The sequence below is a fragment of the Xanthomonas sp. WHRI 6108 genome (assembly GCF_040202385.2).
Taxonomy (GTDB): Bacteria; Pseudomonadota; Gammaproteobacteria; order Xanthomonadales; family Xanthomonadaceae; genus Xanthomonas; species Xanthomonas arboricola.
In genome coordinates, this window is record NZ_CP168198.1 from 1,433,843 (window position 1) to 1,450,512 (window position 16,670).

Genomic DNA, 16,670 nt, shown 5'->3' on the forward strand with positions numbered 1-16,670 from the left:
GCGTGGCGACGGCGGGGCCAGGACGGGCCTGGAACCAGCGCGATCAGCGCGGCCCCAGCACCAGTTCGATCACAAACTTGCTGCCGAAGAACGACAACACCAGCAGCGCCATCGCGGTCAGCGTCCAGTGCACCGCCTTGGTGCCGCGCCAGCCATTGCGCCAGCGCCCGATCAGCAGCGCACCGAACACGATCCACGACAGGATGCTGAGTACGGTCTTGTGCAGCAGCCGCTGCGCCAGGAAGTCCTGCACGAACAGCAGGCCGGTCAGCAGGGTCAGGCTCAACAGCACGAAGCCGACGGTGATCGTGCGGAACAGCAGCGTCTCCAGCTCGGTCAACGGCGGCAGCGCGCGCAGCCAGGTATGGAAGTCGCGCCGGCGCAGGGCGCGCTCCTGCAGCCACAGCATGATCGCCAGCAACGCGGCGATGCCCAACGTGGCGTAGGCCAGCAGCGCCATCCACGCGTGCAGTTCCAGCCGCCAGCCCAGGTCCGAGCTCGGTTCGTGGCCGTAAGCGTGATAGCAGGCCAGCAGGATTGCCGACAGCGGGAACACCACCACGCCCACCGCCGCCATGCGCCCGCGCGCGCCGAACACCGCCGTCAGCGCGGCCATGCCCAGGCCGCACAGCGATAGCGCCGCGAAGAAGTGCATGTCCGGCCCGCCGGCGGTGCGCAGCGCCACTAGCACGTGGTACCCGGCGTGCAGCGCCACGGCCGCCAGTGCCGGGATCAGCCAACGGGCAGGCGCCTGGTTGCCATCGCGCAGCACCGAGCGGGTGAGCAGTGCCGTGGCCAGCAGATACAAGGCGAACGCGATGAGAACGATTGTCATCGTGGAAGTTTCGCATATTGGGGGCTGGGAATCGGGAATCGGGAATCGGGAATCGGGAATCGGGAATCGGGAATCGGGAATCGGGAGAGCAGTTGCGAGCTGCGGGGCTGGAGGTGGGCTGGCGTGCTGGGGGCGGAGCGCGAGCGGGCAGGGGCTACCTGCTGGCACCGCAGTTGCCGTTCCCGTCCTGGCGCTGCTGCGCTGGTTGGCCGTGCGCGTTGGTGAGGCTGCTCGCTGATCTGGCTTTGCCGGTCGGGCGCTGGCGGCCGCCGGGGCGGCCGGCTGGCCGGTGCCGCTATAATCGACGCCCGTTTCCCCTCACGCGGTCCCTTGCGCATGTTCGAGTCCCTTACCCAACGTCTCTCCGGCACCATGGAGCGCCTGCGCGGCCGCGGCCGCCTGACCGAGGAGAACATCCGCGAAGCCACCCGTGAAGTGCGCATCGCGTTGCTCGAAGCCGACGTTGCGCTGCCGGTGGTGCAGGCGCTGATCGAGCGCATCAAGGTGCGCGCGGTCGGTCAGGAAGTGCTCAAGTCGCTGACCCCGGGCCAGGCGCTGATCAAGATCGTTCGCGACGAGCTGACCGCCGTGATGGGCGCGGCCGCCACCGACCTCAACCTCAACGTGCCGGCGCCGGCGATCATCCTGATGGCCGGCCTGCAGGGCGCGGGCAAGACCACCACGGTCGGCAAGCTCGCCAAGCACCTGAAGGAAAAGCGCAAGAAGAAGGTCATGGTGGTCTCGGCCGACGTCTACCGTCCGGCCGCCATCGAGCAGCTCAAGACCCTGGCCGAGCAGGTCGGCGTGCTGTTCTTCCCGTCCGACGCCTCGCAGAAGCCGGTCGACATCGTGCGCGCCGCCATCAGCGATGCGCGCAAGTCGTTCGCCGACGTGCTGCTGGTCGATACCGCCGGCCGCCTGGCCATCGATGCGGCGATGATGGAGGAGATCAAGGCGCTGCACGCCGCGGTCAACCCGACCGAAACCCTGTTCGTGGTCGATGCGATGACCGGCCAGGACGCGGCCAACACCGCCAAGGCCTTCGGTGAGGCGCTGCCGCTGACCGGCGTGGTGCTGACCAAGACCGACGGCGACGCCCGTGGCGGCGCCGCGTTGAGCGTGCGCTACATCACCGGCAAGCCGATCAAGTTCGTCGGTACCGGCGAAAAGACCGACGGCCTGGACGTGTTCCATCCCGACCGCGTCGCCAGCCGCATCCTGGACATGGGCGACGTGCTGTCGCTGGTGGAACAGGTCGAGCACAGCGTCGACCAGGAAAAGGCCGCCAAGCTCGCCGCCAAGGTCGCCAAGGGCAAGAAGTTCGACCTCAACGACATGAAGGAACAGCTCGAGCAGATGCAGAACATGGGCGGCATCCATGGGCTGATGGACAAGCTGCCGGGCATGGGCCAGATCCCGGACAACGTCAAGCAGCAGGTCACCGGCAAGGAAGTGCCGCGCATGATCGCGATCATCAACTCGATGACCAAGAAGGAGCGCCGCAACCCGGCCCTGCTCAACGGCTCGCGCCGCGCCCGCATCGCCCGCGGCTCCGGCATGCAGCCGGCCGACGTCAACAAGCTGATGAAGCAGTACCAGCAGATGGAAAAGATGATGGGCAAGCTGGCCGGCGGCGGCATGAAGGGCCTGATGCGCAACATGAAGGGCATGATGGGCGCCATGGGCGGCCGCGGCGGCATGCCGTTCCGTTGAGTTTCAATCGGCGACGCGCGCGGTAAGTCCTTCGACAGGCACGCGTGGCGTTGAACTCGCGCATAACGCGTCATCACTTCAGGCCGCGCACGATGGGTTCGTTTTCGCAGATCGACGCCTTCCAGCAGCGTTTTGGTTTAGGCCTTCCCATCCTGCTCAGCCCCATGGCCGGTGCCTGCCCGGTGCAGTTGTCGGCGGCGGTTGCCGAGGCCGGCGGCATGGGCGCGATGGGTGCGGTGTTGTCGCAACCGCAGGACATCGTGGCGTGGATGGCGGCGTTTCGCGACGCGAGCGCCGGGCCCGCCCAGGTCAATCTGTGGATTCCCGATCCGGCCCCTGTGCGCGACGCCGCGGCAGAGGCGCGCGTGCGTGCGTTTCTGTCGCAGTGGGGCCCGCCGGTTCCCGAGGACGCGGGCGACGCAACACCGGCCGACTTCGATGCCCAGTTCGACGCCTTGCTCGCCGCACGGCCCGCCGTCGCCTCATCGATCATGGGCGTGTTTCGGCCCGATCAGGTTGCGCGGCTGAAAAGCGCCGGCATTGCCTGGTTTGCCTGCGCCACCACGCTGGACGAAGCGCGTGCGGCCCAGGCGGCCGGTGCCGATGCGGTGGTTGCGCAGGGCGCCGAGGCCGGTGGGCATCGCGGTGCATTCGATGCCGGTCGCGCCGAGCGGCAGATGACCGGGTTGTTCGCCTTGTTGCCACGATTGGTCGATCACCTGGATCTTCCGGTGATCGCCGCAGGCGGCATCGCCGATGCGCGCGGCATTGCCGCGGCGCTGACGCTGGGCGCGAGCGCCGTGCAGATCGGTACCGGCCTGCTGCGCACGCCCGAGGCGGCGCTGCCCAGTGCCTGGGCGGACGCCCTGGCCCGGGCCGAACCGGAACAGACCCAGCCGACCCGTGCATTTTCCGGCCGGCTGGGGCGTGCGCTCGCCACGCCCTATGTGCGTGCTGCCATTGCCGCCGAGGCGCCGGTGCCGGCGCCGTATCCGGTGCAGCGCGCGCTGACCGCACCGATGCGTCAGGCCGCCGTGCGCGACAACCGTCTGGACGCCATGCAGGCCTGGGCCGGGCAATCGGCCTGGATGGCACCTGCCCAGCCTGCCGCGCAATTGCTAACCCAGTGGTGGGCTGAAGCACAGGCGCTGTTGTGCCGCTGATCTTCTGCAACGGCGCAGTGGCGACAGCGCAGCAGTTGGGCGCGGCCGCATTGATCAATTACGGCCACTTCACCACGCTGCAGGTGCGCGGCGGTGCGGTACGCGGGCTGGACCTGCATCTGCAACGACTGCAATACGACGGCGCTGCGCTGTTCGGTGCATCGATCGATGAGGCATCCCTGCGCGTCCAGTTGCGCGCTGCGTTGTCGGCTGCGAACTGCGAAGACGCCAGCGTGCGCATCACCGTGTTTGCGCAGGATTTCGACCTGCGCGATCCATTGCGCCAGCTTGCGCTCGATGTGCTGATCTCCATCGCGCCCGCAGCCCGGATGCCAACCACCGCGCTGCGCGTGCAGCCGGTCCGTCATGTGCGCGCGCAACCCCGGCACAAGCATGTCGGCACCTTCGCGCTGCTGCATCTGCGTCGCCAGGCCATGGCGGCTGGCTACGACGATGCATTGCTGATCGACGCGCAGGCGCATCTGCTGGAGGGCGCCTTCTGGAATCTGGGCGTGTGGCAGCAGGGCAGGGTGGTGTGGCCGCAAGGGCCGGCGCTGCCCGGCACCCAGCAGCGTCTGCTGCAGGCCGGTCTGCAGACGCTCGGTATCCAGCAGGAGTTTCGCCCGGTCGTGCTGAGCGAGCTGGGCGGCTTCGATGGCGCCTTCAGCTGCAACGCGCGCGGCCAGCAGGCGATCGTGCAAGCCGGCGCGGCGTCGTGGCCGGCGCAGGCCGCGCAGCTGCCATTGCTGGAGCAGGCCCTGCAGACCCAGGCCTGGCAGGGGATCTGAGCGATTCCGGGGTGACTTGGCTTCGCTGCCGTAGCCCGCTATAATCGCCGGCTTACCGCGCCATTCTGGCGACTGGGCAACTCAGGAAAACGACACCATGGTCAAGATTCGACTGACCCGCGGCGGCGCCAAGAAGCGTCCGTTCTACCACATCATCGTGACCGACGTGCGCAGCGCGCGCGACGGCCGCAACATTGAGCGTCTGGGTTACTACAACCCGGTTGCGCAGGGCGCAGAACCGCGCGTCGTGCTGGACGTTGCTCGCGTCGACCATTGGGTCGGCCAGGGCGCTCAGCTGACCGACAAGGTGCGCAACCTGTATCGCGAAGCATCCAAGTCCCAGGCCGCTGCGGCCTGATCCTGGAGGGCCAGGCGCCAGCGCCTGGCCCAGAGTCGACGCAGATGAAGCCGACCGAGCGCCGCATCCTGTTAGGCAGGATTGTCGGCGCTTTTGGTGTCAAGGGCGAGCTCAAGCTCGAATCCTGGACCGAGCCGCGCAGTGCGATCTTCCGGTATCAGCCGTGGATCGTGCGGACGCCCTCGGGGCAGGAATCGGTTGTGAGCGGCGTACGTGGGCGCGATCAGGGCAAGAATCTGATTGCGGTGTTCCCCGACGTCACCGACCGCGACACCGTCGAGGCCATGCACGGAACCGAGATTTACGTCGCGCGCAGCGTGCTGCCGCCACCCAAGCCCGATGAATATTACTGGGTGGATCTGGAAGAGCTGCAGGTGGAAACCGTCGAGGGCGTCAAGCTCGGCACGGTGTCACACCTGTTTTCCACCGGCTCCAACGACGTGATGGTGGTGCGCGGCGATCGCGAGCGGCTGGTGCCGTTCGTGCTGCCGGATTTCGTCAAGTCGGTCGACTTCGAAGCCAACCTGATCGTGGTGGACTGGGATCCGGATTTCTGACCGGAATGGCGCATCGCGCCACTCCGCTATTGCTTTCCCCATTCCCCACTCCCGATTCCTCAGTGCGCATCGACGTTATCAGCCTGTTCCCCGAGTTCATCGCGCAATGCGCGGCGTTCGGCGTGGTCGGGCGGGCGCAGGAGCGTGGCTTGCTGGAACTGCAGGGCTGGAATCCGCGCGAGCATGCCCAGGGCAATTACCGCCGGGTGGACGATCGTCCGTTCGGTGGCGGGCCCGGCATGGTGATGTTGATCGAGCCGTTGCGGGCCTGTCTGGACGCGGTGCAAGCGGCAGACGCGCGTCCGGCGCCGGTGATCTATCTCAGCCCGCAGGGGCGGCCGCTCACCCAGCCGCTCGCTCGCGAGCTGGCGCAGTTGCCACGCATGGTGTTGCTGTGCGGGCGCTACGAAGGCGTGGACGAGCGCTTTCTGGCGCAGGCGGTGGATATGGAAATCTCCATCGGCGACTACGTGTTGTCCGGTGGCGAGTTGGGCGCGGCGGTGCTGGTGGATGTGGTGACGCGGTTGCAGGAGGGGGTGTTGAACGACGCCGAATCCGCAGCCCAGGACAGTTTCGAAGGCCCGCAAGGCCTGCTCGACTGCCCGCATTACAGCCATCCAGCGACCCATGACTGGGGCGATGTGCCGGAAGTCTTGCGCTCGGGCAATCACGCTGCAATTGCGCGCTGGCGTCGGCAGCAGTCGCTGGGCCGGACCTGGTTGCGTCGCCCGGACCTGCTCGATGAGGTCGGGTTGGACAAGAACGATCGCCGTCTGCTGGACGAGTTTCGCCGCGAACTCGCCCCGGGCGACGAGAAATAAGGGCTCACCCCTAGCTCTTGCACTATCGATTGGGGTACAATATGCGGCTTGCTGGCCAGCCTTGCGTCTGGCCCTCCTACGAACCTCGAGCAATCGCCGTGCGGCGACTGCCGGTCCAATATCACCAGACACGCGGTGCCCATCATGAGCAAACTCAACAAGACCATCCTGGCTGACTTCGAAGCCGCCCAGATTCAGCGCAAGCTTCCCGAGTTCAACCAGGGCGACACCGTCGTGGTGAACGTCAAGGTGAAGGAAGGCAACCGCGAGCGCGTGCAGGCCTATGAGGGCGTCGTGATCGGTACCAAGAACGCCGGCCTGAACTCCGCGTTCACCGTGCGCAAGATCTCGCACGGCTTCGGCGTCGAGCGCGTGTTCCAGACCCACAGCGCCATCATCGACTCGGTCGAAGTGAAGCGTCGCGGTAAGGTGCGCGCCGGCAAGCTGTACTACCTGCGTGGTCTGGAAGGCAAGGCTGCCCGCATCAAGGAAGATCTGGCCGCCGCTGCACAGGCCAAGGCCGCTCGCCAGGCTGCTGCCAAGGCTGAGTAAGTCACTGGCAGGCTGGTCCTGCTGTTGCCAGACGGCCGCCTTCGGGCGGCCGTTTGCGTTGTGGGAATCGGGAATCGGGAATCGGGATTGGGGAATCGAGATTAGGGATTAGGGATTCGCCGGTTGTGCGTACGCGATGCTCATAGGCGCGATGCTCATAGGTTTGCACGTGAGCACAGCGGTTGCTGCGCAGTAGGGCGGGATGTCTTCTCGTAGCGACGGCGAGCGGTGGCGTCGGTCGGCTGGGCCGATCATTCAAGAAATCCCGGCGCGCTGTATCGATCATTTCAGTGCAGCGTCCGGCTCCTGCTTTCGCGCGTGATGTCGGCCGGTGTGGCAGCGTGCCGCCTGGCGTCAGCCGACGTCAGTGCCGGCGGGGCTGTGGCGCGCCTGCGATCGGCGCGGTATCGGCGACCGGCGAGGCCGGATGTGCCGGCACTTCTGCGGCGGCGGCCAGTTCGGCAGGATCTGCCGGCGTGGTCAGCATGCGTGCCTTGCGCCAGCCGCCCCAGCGGTAATACGCCAGCGACAGCAGCATCGAACACAGCGAACTGATCGGAAGACTCCACCAGATGCCGTCGGCTCCCAGCTGCGGAATCAAGGCGTTTGCCAGCGGCACGCGCACACCCCACAGACCGAAGGCCAGGATCAGCAGCGGCGGGATCACCGCACCGGTGGCCCGCACCACGCCGGAAACCACAAAGCTCACGCCGAACAGCAGGAACGACCAGATCCCGATGTGGTTGAGATGCCGCGCGACCTCCAGCGTCGGGCTGTCGGTCGGCAGGAACAGCGCCAGCGTCCAGCGATCGAACACGATCAGCAGCCCGATCAGCACGCCGGTCATCAGGAAGTTGGCAGCGATGCCGGTGCGTGCGGTTGCATCCACGCGCGTCCACAATCCCGCGCCCACGTTCTGCGCGGCCATCGTCGAACACGCTGCGCCCAGCGCCATCGCCGGCATCTGCACATAGGTCCACAGCTGCAACGCGGCGCCGTAGGCGGCTGCGGTGTCGGTACCGAAGCCGTTGACCAGCGTCATCATCGCGATCATGGCCAGCGAAATCAGCACCATCTGCAGGCCCATCGGCACGCCTTTGACGATGAGCGCGCGCAGGATCGTCGGCGCGATGCGGAACAGGTGCAGATCGGCGCGGCCCAGCCACAGCACATGGCGTTTGCTGCGCAGATACAGCAGCAAACCGCCCAGTGCCACCGCCTGCGCCAGCAAGGTGGCCCAGGCCGCGCCGGCGATGCCCAGCGCCGGGAACGGGCCCAGGCCGAAGATCAGCAGCGGGTTGAACACGATGTCCAGCACCACCGACACCAGCAAGAAGCGGAACGGCGTGCGGGCATCGCCGGTACCGCGCAGTGCCGCCGACAGGAACGCAAACACATAGATCAGCGGCATCGCCAGGAAGATCACCCGCAGGTACTCCTCGGCCAGTGTCTGAGACGCCGGTGGCGTGCCCATGGCGGTCAACAGATGCGGGGCCAGAAACCAGCCCAGCACCGCGATCAGCGCCGACAGCCCGCCGAAGAAACTGGCACTGGTGCCCATGACCTTGCGCGCCTGCGCGATGTCGCGCGCACCCATTGCCTGGCCGATGAGGATGGTCGAGGCCATGCCGATGCCGAATACCGAGCCGATCAGGAAAAACATGATGCTGTTGGCGTTGGCCGCCGCAGTCAGCGCCGCCTCGCCGAGGTAGCGGCCCACCCAGATCGCATTGATCGAGCCATTGAGCGATTGCGCGATGTTCCCGGCAAGGATCGGCATCGCAAACAGCAGCAGATTCTTGCCGATCGGGCCTTCGGTCAGGACAGCGGATTTGGGCATCGCAGGCGCGCCGTGGTGCGGAAGCTGCGAACACTAGCATTGGCAGGTGTGAGGCGTGCTGTCGCCAGGCCGATGACACGACGCACGCTTTGCGGATCAGTCTGTATGAGTCAGCCAGCGTGTGGAAGGAAGGCTGTACTTGGACGGCAGCCACGCTTGAGTTACAGCGGGCTCGCCCAGATATTTCCCGCTCAACGCAGCCCGTTGCGCCGCGCCGATACAGTGGCGATCACGGCAGCGGCCCGCAGCCCATTGGATCCGACGGCAAGCACAACGCGATGACTCAACTGGTGGAACAAGCGACGACGGTCAGGCTGGATGTCTGGCTGTGGGCGGCGCGCTTCTTCAAGACGCGCAGCCTGGCCAAGACGGCGGTGGACAACGGCAAGGTGGACGTCGCCGGCCAGCGGCCCAAGCCCTCGCGCACGCTGCGCAGCGGCGAGCAGTTGCGCATCGACCGTGGCGGCGAAATCTTCGAAGTCACCGTTGCCGCGCTGAGCGATGTGCGCGGCCCGGCTCCGGTCGCACAGACGCTGTACGTGGAAAGCGATGCCTCACGCGAGGCGCGGGCGCAATGGCGGCTGCAGCGCGCCGCCGAACGTACCGGCTATCGCGCACCCGAGGGCAAGCCGGACAAGCGCGCACGCCGGCTGATCAACGCGCTGGGCGATATCGACGCGTTGTAGCACTGCGTAGTCTGTCCGCTGCAATTGGATGGTGGAAAAAGAAACGCCTGGGTCTTCGCCACGCTGGTCAATCAAGAAAGAACGGCGCTTTCCCATTGAGATGGGAAGCGCCGTTTTCTGTTGTGGTGCGCGATGTAGCCGGTGCAGAACCATCGATCAGAAGCTTGAGAACCGCTCATAAGACCTGGCCGGATGGCGAGCGGTCGAGTGGTCGCGGTATTGGTGCAAGCCGCACAGTATCCAACCAGCGCACCTCATGCTCTGCTCTTAACCATGCATACCGACCGTCTCGACGGGTCCTTGCCCGCTCACCGTCGCGGGACCTTACGCGGCATGGATGCCGCGTAAGAGCCTACAAGGACGTACTTGCGGCGTGTCCCGCGATGGTGGGCGGGCAAGGGCCTTGCAGCCAAACCGCAGACCCGCCGCTCCACTGACGTCTTCCGTGCCGAGTCTATCTCTTGCGTGCAGTTCAACAGAGAGTTGGAAGCGCACGTACGATGGCGTGCGCCTTGCAACTCACGCCAGATCGAAACGATCCAGCTGCATCACCTTGGTCCAGGCGGCGACGAAGTCCTGGACGAACTTCTCCTGTGCATCGGCACTGGCATAGACCTCGGCCACCGCACGCAGGATCGAGTTGGAGCCGAACACCAGGTCCACGCGCGTGCCGGTCCACTTGGCTTCACCGGTACTGCGGTCGCGGCCTTCGTAGATCTCCTTCGATTCGGAGGTGGCCTTCCACTCGGTACGCATGTCGAGCAGGTTGGCGAAGAAGTCGTTGCTCAGCACGCCGGGGCGGGTGGTGAACACGCCATGGCTGGAGTCGCCGACATTGGCGCCGAGCACGCGCAGGCCGCCGACCAGCACGGTCAACTCGGGCGCGGTCAGCGTCAGCAGCTGTGCCTTGTCGATCAACAGCGCCTCCGCGGGCACTGCATAGCGCTGCTTGGCGTAGTTGCGGAAGCCATCGGCCACCGGTTCCAGCACCGCGAACGATTCGACATCGGTCTGCTCTTGCGAGGCATCGGTGCGGCCGGGTGCGAACGGCACGGTGACGCTGTGACCAGCGGCCTGTGCGGCATGTTCGACCGCGGCATTACCGGCCAGCACGATCAGGTCGGCCAGCGAGATCTGCTTGCCGCCCGCCTGCGCACCGTTGAAGTCGGCCCGGATGCGCTCCAGCGTGCCCAGCACCTGTGCAAGCTGTTCGGGCTGGTTGGCCTGCCAATCCTTCTGCGGTGCCAGACGGATGCGTGCGCCGTTGGCGCCGCCACGCTTGTCCGAGCCGCGGAAGGTCGATGCCGACGCCCACGCGGTGGACACCAACTGCGCCACGCTCAGGCCGGAATCGATGATGGTCTGCTTGAGGGCGGCGGCGTCCTGCGCATCGACCAGCGGGTGGTCGACGGCCGGCACTGGGTCCTGCCACAGCAGTTCTTCGCTCGGCACTTCGGTTCCCAGGTAACGCGAGCGCGGGCCCATGTCGCGATGGGTGAGCTTGAACCAGGCGCGGGCGAAGGCGTCGGCGAACTGGTCGGGGTGTTCGTGGAAGCGACGCGAGATGGCCTCATAGGCTGGGTCGAAACGCAGCGCCAGATCGGTGGTCAGCATGGTCGGCCGATGCTTCTTTGATGCATCGTGGGCGTCGGGAATGATGGCGTCGGCATTCTTGGCCACCCACTGGTGCGCGCCGGCCGGGCTCTTGCTCAGTTCCCACTCGAACTTGAACAGATGGTCGAAGAAGTCGTTGCTCCACTGCGCCGGGGTGGTGGTCCAGGTGACTTCCAGGCCGCTGGTGATGGTGTCGGCACCCTTGCCGCTGCCGTAGCGGTTGTGCCAACCCAGGCCCTGGCTCTCCAGCTCGCCGGCTTCCGGCTCGGCGCCGACGTTGTCGGCCGGGCCGGCGCCGTGGGTCTTGCCGAAGGTGTGGCCGCCGGCGATCAGCGCCACGGTCTCTTCGTCGTTCATCGCCATGCGTGCGAAGGTGTCGCGGATGTCGCGCGCGGCGGCGACCGGGTCGGGCTTGCCGTCCGGGCCTTCCGGATTGACGTAGATCAGGCCCATCTGCACGGCGGCCAGCGGATTTTCCAGATCGCGGGTGTGCGGCACTTCGCTGTCGTCGTCCTTCACCAGCACGCCGTGCGCTTCGTCCACGCCGGGCGAACCGCGCGAATAGCGCTCGTCGCCACCCAGCCACTTGGTTTCGCGGCCCCAGTACAGGTCCTGATCCGGTTCCCAGGTGTCTTCGCGGCCACCGGCAAAGCCGAAGGTCTTGAAGCCCATGCTTTCCAGCGCGACGTTGCCGGTGAGGATCATCAGGTCGGCCCAGGAGATCGCCTGGCCGTACTTCTGCTTGATCGGCCACAGCAGGCGGCGCGCCTTGTCCAGGCTGACATTGTCCGGCCAGCTGTTGAGCGGTGCGAAGCGCTGCTGGCCGCGACCGCCGCCGCCACGCCCGTCGCCGATGCGGTAGGTGCCGGCGCTATGCCAGGCCATGCGCACGAACAGCGGCCCGTAATGGCCGAAGTCGGCCGGCCACCAGTCCTGCGAGTCGGTCATCAGCGCACGCAGTTCTTGCTTGAGCGCGGCCAGATCGATGCGCTTGAACGCCTCGGCGTAATTGAAGGTCTGGCCCAGCGGGTTGGACTTGCTCGAATGCTGGCTGAGTAGGTCCACGCGCAACTGCTTGGGCCACCAATCGCGGTTGGTGGTTCCGGTGCCGACGACGGCGTGATTGAAAGGGCACTTTGCTTCGGTTGTCATGGCAATACCTGTGTGCGTGAGCACTTGGGGAGCTGTGTGCCGAAACTGCGGACACGTGCTGGTGGAATCGAAACGGTGGGCAATGCGTCAGTTGTGGTCATCGATCGAAGGCGCAGATGCGGCCGTGGGGTTATCGAGAATGGTCGCCGGGTGTGCCGATGCTAGCGCCTGCCTGCAGGCGCCGGTATAGGTCGATATGCAGACTGTGACTGGCAGACAGACGCATCAGGCGGGCTCATCGTGGTGGCGTGCGCACACGATAAGCAGCATCGATTGGTTGGGGAATTCGAATTATTCAACCATATCGATAGCGAGACGCTATGGATGGCACGCCGGTGCCGAACCAACCTGCGCCTGCGATCTCAGCGCTTGCCGAACAGGCTGCCGCCGAGCTTCATGACATCGCCCAGTCCAAGCTTTCCGTCGCCGTCCTGATCCAGCACGCTGCCCAGCACGCTGTTGACCCCGGTGTTGCTGCTGGCGCGCTGCTGTTCCTGTGCCAGGGCCGGGCCGAGCTGGCTGCTGGCAGCGGCATTGCCGCCGAGGAAGCGCTTGGCCAGATAGGCCATCACGATGGGCGCCAGCAACTGCAGCAGTTGATTGGCCTTGCCGGTTTCCAGGCCGGTGGCCTGGCCCAGACCGGCGGCAGCCTGCGGCGCCCTGTCGCCGAAAAGATGCCCCACGATGCCGGCACCATTGCCTTGCGCACCGCTGGCCGAGCCGCCGAGCAGCGCACCGAGCAGGCTGCCGATGTCCGGGCTGCCGGCATGATCGCGCTGCAAGGCACCCAGCAACGCATCGGTGCCGCCGGCCTGCTGGCTGTTACGGCCCAGGGCGCCCATCAACAGCGGCAGCGCGGTCTGCACCGCCGATTGCGCCTGCTCGGGCGCAATGCCGAGCCGGCTGGCGAGCTGCTGCAACTGCGGGCCTTGCAACTGCGCGGCGAGTTGATCGGTCAACGAGGCGGACGTGGTCATGGGTGTCTCCGGTTGGACAAAACGTCGCCGCAGCGTGCGCCCGTCGCGGCAGCAGAGCAATCCGCGCGCTGCAAGTCACCGCGCGATGCAGCGTTATCGCAGCGCAGCATTCAAGCAACCACGCAAACCTGCAACAGCAATGGATTATCAGGCCCCGCAAGCATCAGTCATGCAGCTACACCGTGACGAACCTAAAAACCAGCATTCAAACGACCAACCAACCTTGTCGCCGTAACAGATCCGTAAACGCAGCAAGCTGCGCTATTACGAATCCCAAATCCCAAATCCCAAATCCCGACTCCCCAATCCCCGCACTCAAAGCAACGCCTTCAACCGATACAAGGCTTCCAGCGCCTGCTTGGGCGTGAGTTCGTCCGGATCCAGCGCCTGCAGCGCTTCCTGCGCAGCGGACGAGGGCGCAGTGAACAGGCCGAACTGTTGCGGGGCGTCCAATGCGGCCGGCGCCATCTGTGCGACATGGCTTTCGCCGCCGCGTTGTTCCAGTTCGGCCAGGCGATGACGCGCCTGGGTCACGGCGGCCTTGGGCAAGCCGGCGAGCGCGGCCACCTGCAGGCCGAAGCTGCGATTGGCCGGGCCGTCCTTGACCGAATGCATGAACACCAGGCGCTCGCCGTGTTCGACCGCGTCCAGATGCACGTTGGCGATGCCGCTGGCACCGCCGGCATGCGATTCGTCGGCCAGTGCGGTGAGCTCGAAGTAATGCGTGGCAAACAGCGTGTAACAGCGGTTGGTATGCGCCAGATGGCGTGCGACGGCATCGGCCAGCGCCAGGCCATCGTAGGTGGAGGTGCCGCGGCCGATCTCGTCCATCAGCACCAGCGATTGCGGCGTGGCGTGATGCAGGATGTAGCTGGTTTCGGCCATTTCCACCATGAAGGTGGATTGCCCGCGCGCCAGATCGTCGCCCGCGCCGATGCGGGTGAGGATGCGGTCGATCGGCCCGATCACCGCGCGGCTGGCCGGCACATAGCTGCCGATGTGCGCCAGCAGCACGATCAGGGCGTTCTGGCGCATGTAGGTCGATTTACCGCCCATGTTCGGGCCGGTGATGACCAGCATGCGGCGGTCGGCATGCAGCTCCAGATCGTTGGGTTCGAACGGCTGGTCGCGCACCGCTTCCACCACCGGATGGCGGCCGCGTTCGATACGCAGGCAGGGGGCACTGTCCAGTTCCGGCTGCGCCCAGTCCAGCGCCTGCGCGCGCTCGGCGAAGGCGGCCAGCACATCCAGTTCGCTCAATGCACTCGCGCAACGCTTGAGACCTTCCAGCTCGCTGCCGAGTGCATCGAGCAGGCCTTCATACAGCAGTTTTTCGCGCGACAACGAGCGCTCGCGCGCCGACAGCACCTTGTCCTCGAAGCTCTTGAGTTCTTCGGTGATGTAGCGCTCGGCGTTGGTCAGCGTCTGCCGGCGGCTGTAGTGCAGCGGGGCCTTCTCGGCCTGGCCCTTGCTGATCTCGATGTAATAGCCATGCACGCGGTTGTAGCCGACCTTGAGCGTGGCGATGCCGCTGCTGGCGCGTTCGCGCTGTTCCAGGTCGATCAGGAATTGATCGGCATTGGTGGACAGACGGCGCAACTCATCCAGATCGGCGTCGTAGCCGGTGGCGATCACGCCACCGTCGCTGAGCTTGAGCGGCGGTTGTTCCGCCACTGCGCTGATCAACAGGTGCGCGGTGGCATCGTGCTCGCCGAGTTCGGCATGCAGCGTCTGCAGGCGCGGCGAATCCAGTGGTGCGAGGATCGTACGCACCTTCGGCAACAGCGCCAGGCCATCGCGCAAGGTGGAAAAATCGCGCGGGCGCGCCGAGCGCAGCGCCACGCGGGTGAGGATGCGTTCCAGATCGCCCAGCGCGCGGAAGGCCTCGCGCACGTCGGCATCGGCGCCGCTGTCGATCAGCGTGCCGACCGCGTGGTGGCGCTGCACCAGCACCTCGCGCAGGCGCAGCGGGCGGTGCAGCCAACGCCGCAGCAGGCGCCCGCCCATCGGCGTGACCGTGCTATCCAGCACCCCGAGCAAGGTGTTGCGGGTGTCGCCATCGACGCGCGTGTCCAGCTCCAGATGCCGGCGCGTGGCCGCGTTCATCGAGATCGCCTCGCTGGCCACTTCCATCGCGATGGAGGTCAGATGCGGCAGCCGCTGTTTCTGGGTCTCCTCGACATAGCCCAGCAGCGCGCCAGCGGCGGCGGTAGCGCAGGGCTTGTCGTCGATGCCGAAGCCGGACAGGTCGTGCAACTTGAAGAAGGCCAGCAGCTGGCGCCGGCCGCTGTCGGCGTCGAACAACCACGGTGGCCGCCGCCGCACGCCGACGCGGCCACGCAGGAACTCCGGCCAGTTGTCTTCGTCCGGCACCAGCAGCTCGGCCGGTTCCAGGCGTGCGATCTCCGCTTCCAGCGCGTCCACGCTGTCCACTTCGTTGACCAGAAAGCGCCCGCCGGCCAGATCGGCCCAGGCCAGGCCGTAGCCTTGCTTGCTGCGCGAGATCGCCATCAGCAAGGTGTCGCGGCGCTCGTCCAGCAGCGCCTCGTCGGTGACCGTGCCGGGGGTGACGATGCGCACCACCTTGCGCTCGACCAGGCCCTTGGCCAGCGCCGGGTCGCCGATCTGTTCGCAGATCGCCACCGACTCGCCCAACGCCACCAGCCGCGCCAGATAGCCCTCGTAGGCATGCACCGGCACGCCGGCCATCGGGATCGGCGCACCTCCGGAGCTGCCGCGCTGGGTCAGGGTGATGTCGAGCAGCCGCGCAGCCTTGCGCGCATCGTCGTAGAACAGCTCGTAGAAATCGCCCATGCGGAAGAACAGCAGCAGGTCGGGGTAGTCCGACTTGGCGGCGAAGAATTGCTTCATCAGCGGGGTGTGCTCTACAGCCCCGTTAGCGTTCTTGGTTTTTTCTTTTGTATCAGTGCTTTGCAAGAAATGTTCTTCCGGGATGTGGCGGTCAATCAGGGTCGCCAGCGGCGAGTAGCGGTGATTTGTTGCGAGGCTGTTGCGACGACCCTCCAAACGAGATCAATCGATGTTGCGACGAAACGGACAAAGCGTTGGAAGGGCACAGGATGTTGCGACGGAACCAGGAGCCGCCTCACGTCGGCGCGGATGCAAGTTTAAGCCCACCCACCGACAAATCCTTGCGCTGGCGGTCGAGAGGGTGCCGGCCCTGGGTCCCGGTGGGCGATTGGCCATTGGGCCGGGGCCTTCAAACGTCCACTGCCGGATCGCTCAACGCATACCGGCGCTGTCGCGGATGAATCTGCGACAGCGTCGCTAGTGCGCACGGCTGCCGGCTGGGCGGCCTGATCCCTGAGCGTATGGCTCGGTCAGCTCGGGCACGTGCCGCTACATCATGACCTGTGGACTTCCCGCAAGTCAGTGCCAGCCAAGATGAGACCTCGACGGTCAATGTTGATGCCAAAACTTGGCAGGTGTTGGCACGCCGACGCTGTCGCGCAGTCCTTGTTGGTTGTCGTCGGCCAGCCATTGTGCGTTCTGTTCGCGGAACGCGCTTCGCGTACGCAAGATGCAGCCATGCGAGCACCCACAACGCAGCGTGCGGCGCGGCCATCAGCCGTCAAACGACGCATGCCCGGCTT

13 protein-coding genes are annotated in these 16,670 nt (G+C 66.1%); 8 read left to right on the forward strand and 5 right to left on the reverse strand.

Features of this window, described 5'->3' with window-relative positions; all coding sequences use genetic code 11:
* Positions 1–43: 43 nt before the first annotated feature.
* Positions 44–835, reverse strand: coding sequence for an inner membrane protein YpjD (locus ABQ039_RS06190; protein WP_016901491.1), 792 nt, complete (start codon positions 833–835; stop codon positions 44–46).
* 336 nt (positions 836–1,171) lie between these two features.
* Here ABQ039_RS06190 and ffh point away from each other — a divergent pair, with 336 nt between their 5' ends.
* The 7 genes from ffh to rplS all read left to right on the forward strand — a co-directional run bounded on the left by ffh (position 1,172) and on the right by rplS (position 6,787).
* On the forward strand, positions 1,172–2,548 hold the full coding sequence (ffh, locus tag ABQ039_RS06195; protein WP_016901489.1) for a signal recognition particle protein: 1,377 nt from the start codon (positions 1,172–1,174) through the stop codon (positions 2,546–2,548).
* Between the two features lie 92 nt (positions 2,549–2,640).
* Positions 2,641–3,711, forward strand: coding sequence for a nitronate monooxygenase (locus tag ABQ039_RS06200; protein ID WP_349778537.1), 1,071 nt, complete (start codon positions 2,641–2,643; stop codon positions 3,709–3,711).
* Positions 3,702–4,499, forward strand: a complete 798-nt coding sequence (locus ABQ039_RS06205; RefSeq protein ID WP_349778538.1) for an aminotransferase class IV family protein — start codon at positions 3,702–3,704, stop codon at positions 4,497–4,499. The genes ABQ039_RS06200 and ABQ039_RS06205 overlap by 10 nt, the downstream gene beginning before the upstream one ends.
* Before the next feature lie 97 nt (positions 4,500–4,596).
* Positions 4,597–4,857 carry a 30S ribosomal protein S16 gene (gene rpsP / locus ABQ039_RS06210; RefSeq protein WP_011036396.1) on the forward strand — a complete coding sequence of 87 codons (261 nt, stop codon included), beginning with the start codon at positions 4,597–4,599 and terminating at the stop codon, positions 4,855–4,857.
* A 44-nt stretch (positions 4,858–4,901) separates the two neighbouring features.
* A complete protein-coding gene (rimM, locus tag ABQ039_RS06215) occupies positions 4,902–5,414 on the forward strand; it encodes a ribosome maturation factor RimM (protein ID WP_016901486.1) in 513 nt (170 codons plus the stop codon).
* Between the two features lie 62 nt (positions 5,415–5,476).
* Complete coding sequence (gene trmD / locus ABQ039_RS06220; RefSeq protein WP_349778539.1) at positions 5,477–6,235, forward strand: tRNA (guanosine(37)-N1)-methyltransferase TrmD; 759 nt, start codon at positions 5,477–5,479, stop codon at positions 6,233–6,235.
* A gap of 144 nt (positions 6,236–6,379) precedes the next feature.
* Positions 6,380–6,787 (forward strand): 50S ribosomal protein L19, encoded by a 408-nt coding sequence (rplS, locus tag ABQ039_RS06225; protein ID WP_005989873.1) that lies wholly within the window; start codon positions 6,380–6,382, stop codon positions 6,785–6,787.
* 364 nt (positions 6,788–7,151) lie between these two features.
* Here rplS and ABQ039_RS06230 read toward each other — a convergent pair whose 3' ends face one another.
* Positions 7,152–8,627: an MATE family efflux transporter gene (locus ABQ039_RS06230; protein ID WP_024938060.1), complete on the reverse strand. Its 1,476-nt coding sequence runs from the start codon at positions 8,625–8,627 to the stop codon at positions 7,152–7,154.
* 278 nt (positions 8,628–8,905) lie between these two features.
* Here ABQ039_RS06230 and ABQ039_RS06235 point away from each other — a divergent pair, with 278 nt between their 5' ends.
* Complete coding sequence (locus ABQ039_RS06235; protein ID WP_039528472.1) at positions 8,906–9,313, forward strand: RNA-binding S4 domain-containing protein; 408 nt, start codon at positions 8,906–8,908, stop codon at positions 9,311–9,313.
* A 519-nt stretch (positions 9,314–9,832) separates the two neighbouring features.
* On the opposite strand, the gene katG is transcribed toward ABQ039_RS06235, so the two are convergent.
* From katG to mutS, 3 genes are all read right to left on the reverse strand, one after another.
* Entirely contained in the window at positions 9,833–12,079 is a 2,247-nt protein-coding gene (gene katG / locus ABQ039_RS06240) for a catalase/peroxidase HPI (protein ID WP_349778540.1), read from the reverse strand.
* A 362-nt stretch (positions 12,080–12,441) separates the two neighbouring features.
* Positions 12,442–13,056, reverse strand: coding sequence for a DUF937 domain-containing protein (locus ABQ039_RS06245; RefSeq protein WP_349778541.1), 615 nt, complete (start codon positions 13,054–13,056; stop codon positions 12,442–12,444).
* A 315-nt stretch (positions 13,057–13,371) separates the two neighbouring features.
* On the reverse strand, positions 13,372–15,927 hold the full coding sequence (gene mutS / locus ABQ039_RS06250; protein WP_374057846.1) for a DNA mismatch repair protein MutS: 2,556 nt from the start codon (positions 15,925–15,927) through the stop codon (positions 13,372–13,374).
* Between the last annotated feature and the right edge of the window lie 743 nt (positions 15,928–16,670).

Coding starts and splice junctions, on each gene's coding strand:
- ffh (WP_016901489.1), top strand. CDS start 1,172: ATGTTCGAGTCCCTTACCCAACGTCTCTCCGGCACCATGGAGCGCCTG.
- ABQ039_RS06200 (WP_349778537.1), top strand. CDS start 2,641: ATGGGTTCGTTTTCGCAGATCGACGCCTTCCAGCAGCGTTTTGGTTTA.
- rimM (WP_016901486.1), top strand. CDS start 4,902: ATGAAGCCGACCGAGCGCCGCATCCTGTTAGGCAGGATTGTCGGCGCT.
- ABQ039_RS06230 (WP_024938060.1), bottom strand. CDS start 8,627: ATGCCCAAATCCGCTGTCCTGACCGAAGGCCCGATCGGCAAGAATCTG.
- ABQ039_RS06235 (WP_039528472.1), top strand. CDS start 8,906: ATGACTCAACTGGTGGAACAAGCGACGACGGTCAGGCTGGATGTCTGG.
- mutS (WP_374057846.1), bottom strand. CDS start 15,927: ATGAAGCAATTCTTCGCCGCCAAGTCGGACTACCCCGACCTGCTGCTG.
- katG (WP_349778540.1), bottom strand. CDS start 12,079: ATGACAACCGAAGCAAAGTGCCCTTTCAATCACGCCGTCGTCGGCACC.
- ABQ039_RS06190 (WP_016901491.1), bottom strand. CDS start 835: ATGACAATCGTTCTCATCGCGTTCGCCTTGTATCTGCTGGCCACGGCA.
- ABQ039_RS06245 (WP_349778541.1), bottom strand. CDS start 13,056: ATGACCACGTCCGCCTCGTTGACCGATCAACTCGCCGCGCAGTTGCAA.
- rplS (WP_005989873.1), top strand. CDS start 6,380: ATGAGCAAACTCAACAAGACCATCCTGGCTGACTTCGAAGCCGCCCAG.
- rpsP (WP_011036396.1), top strand. CDS start 4,597: ATGGTCAAGATTCGACTGACCCGCGGCGGCGCCAAGAAGCGTCCGTTC.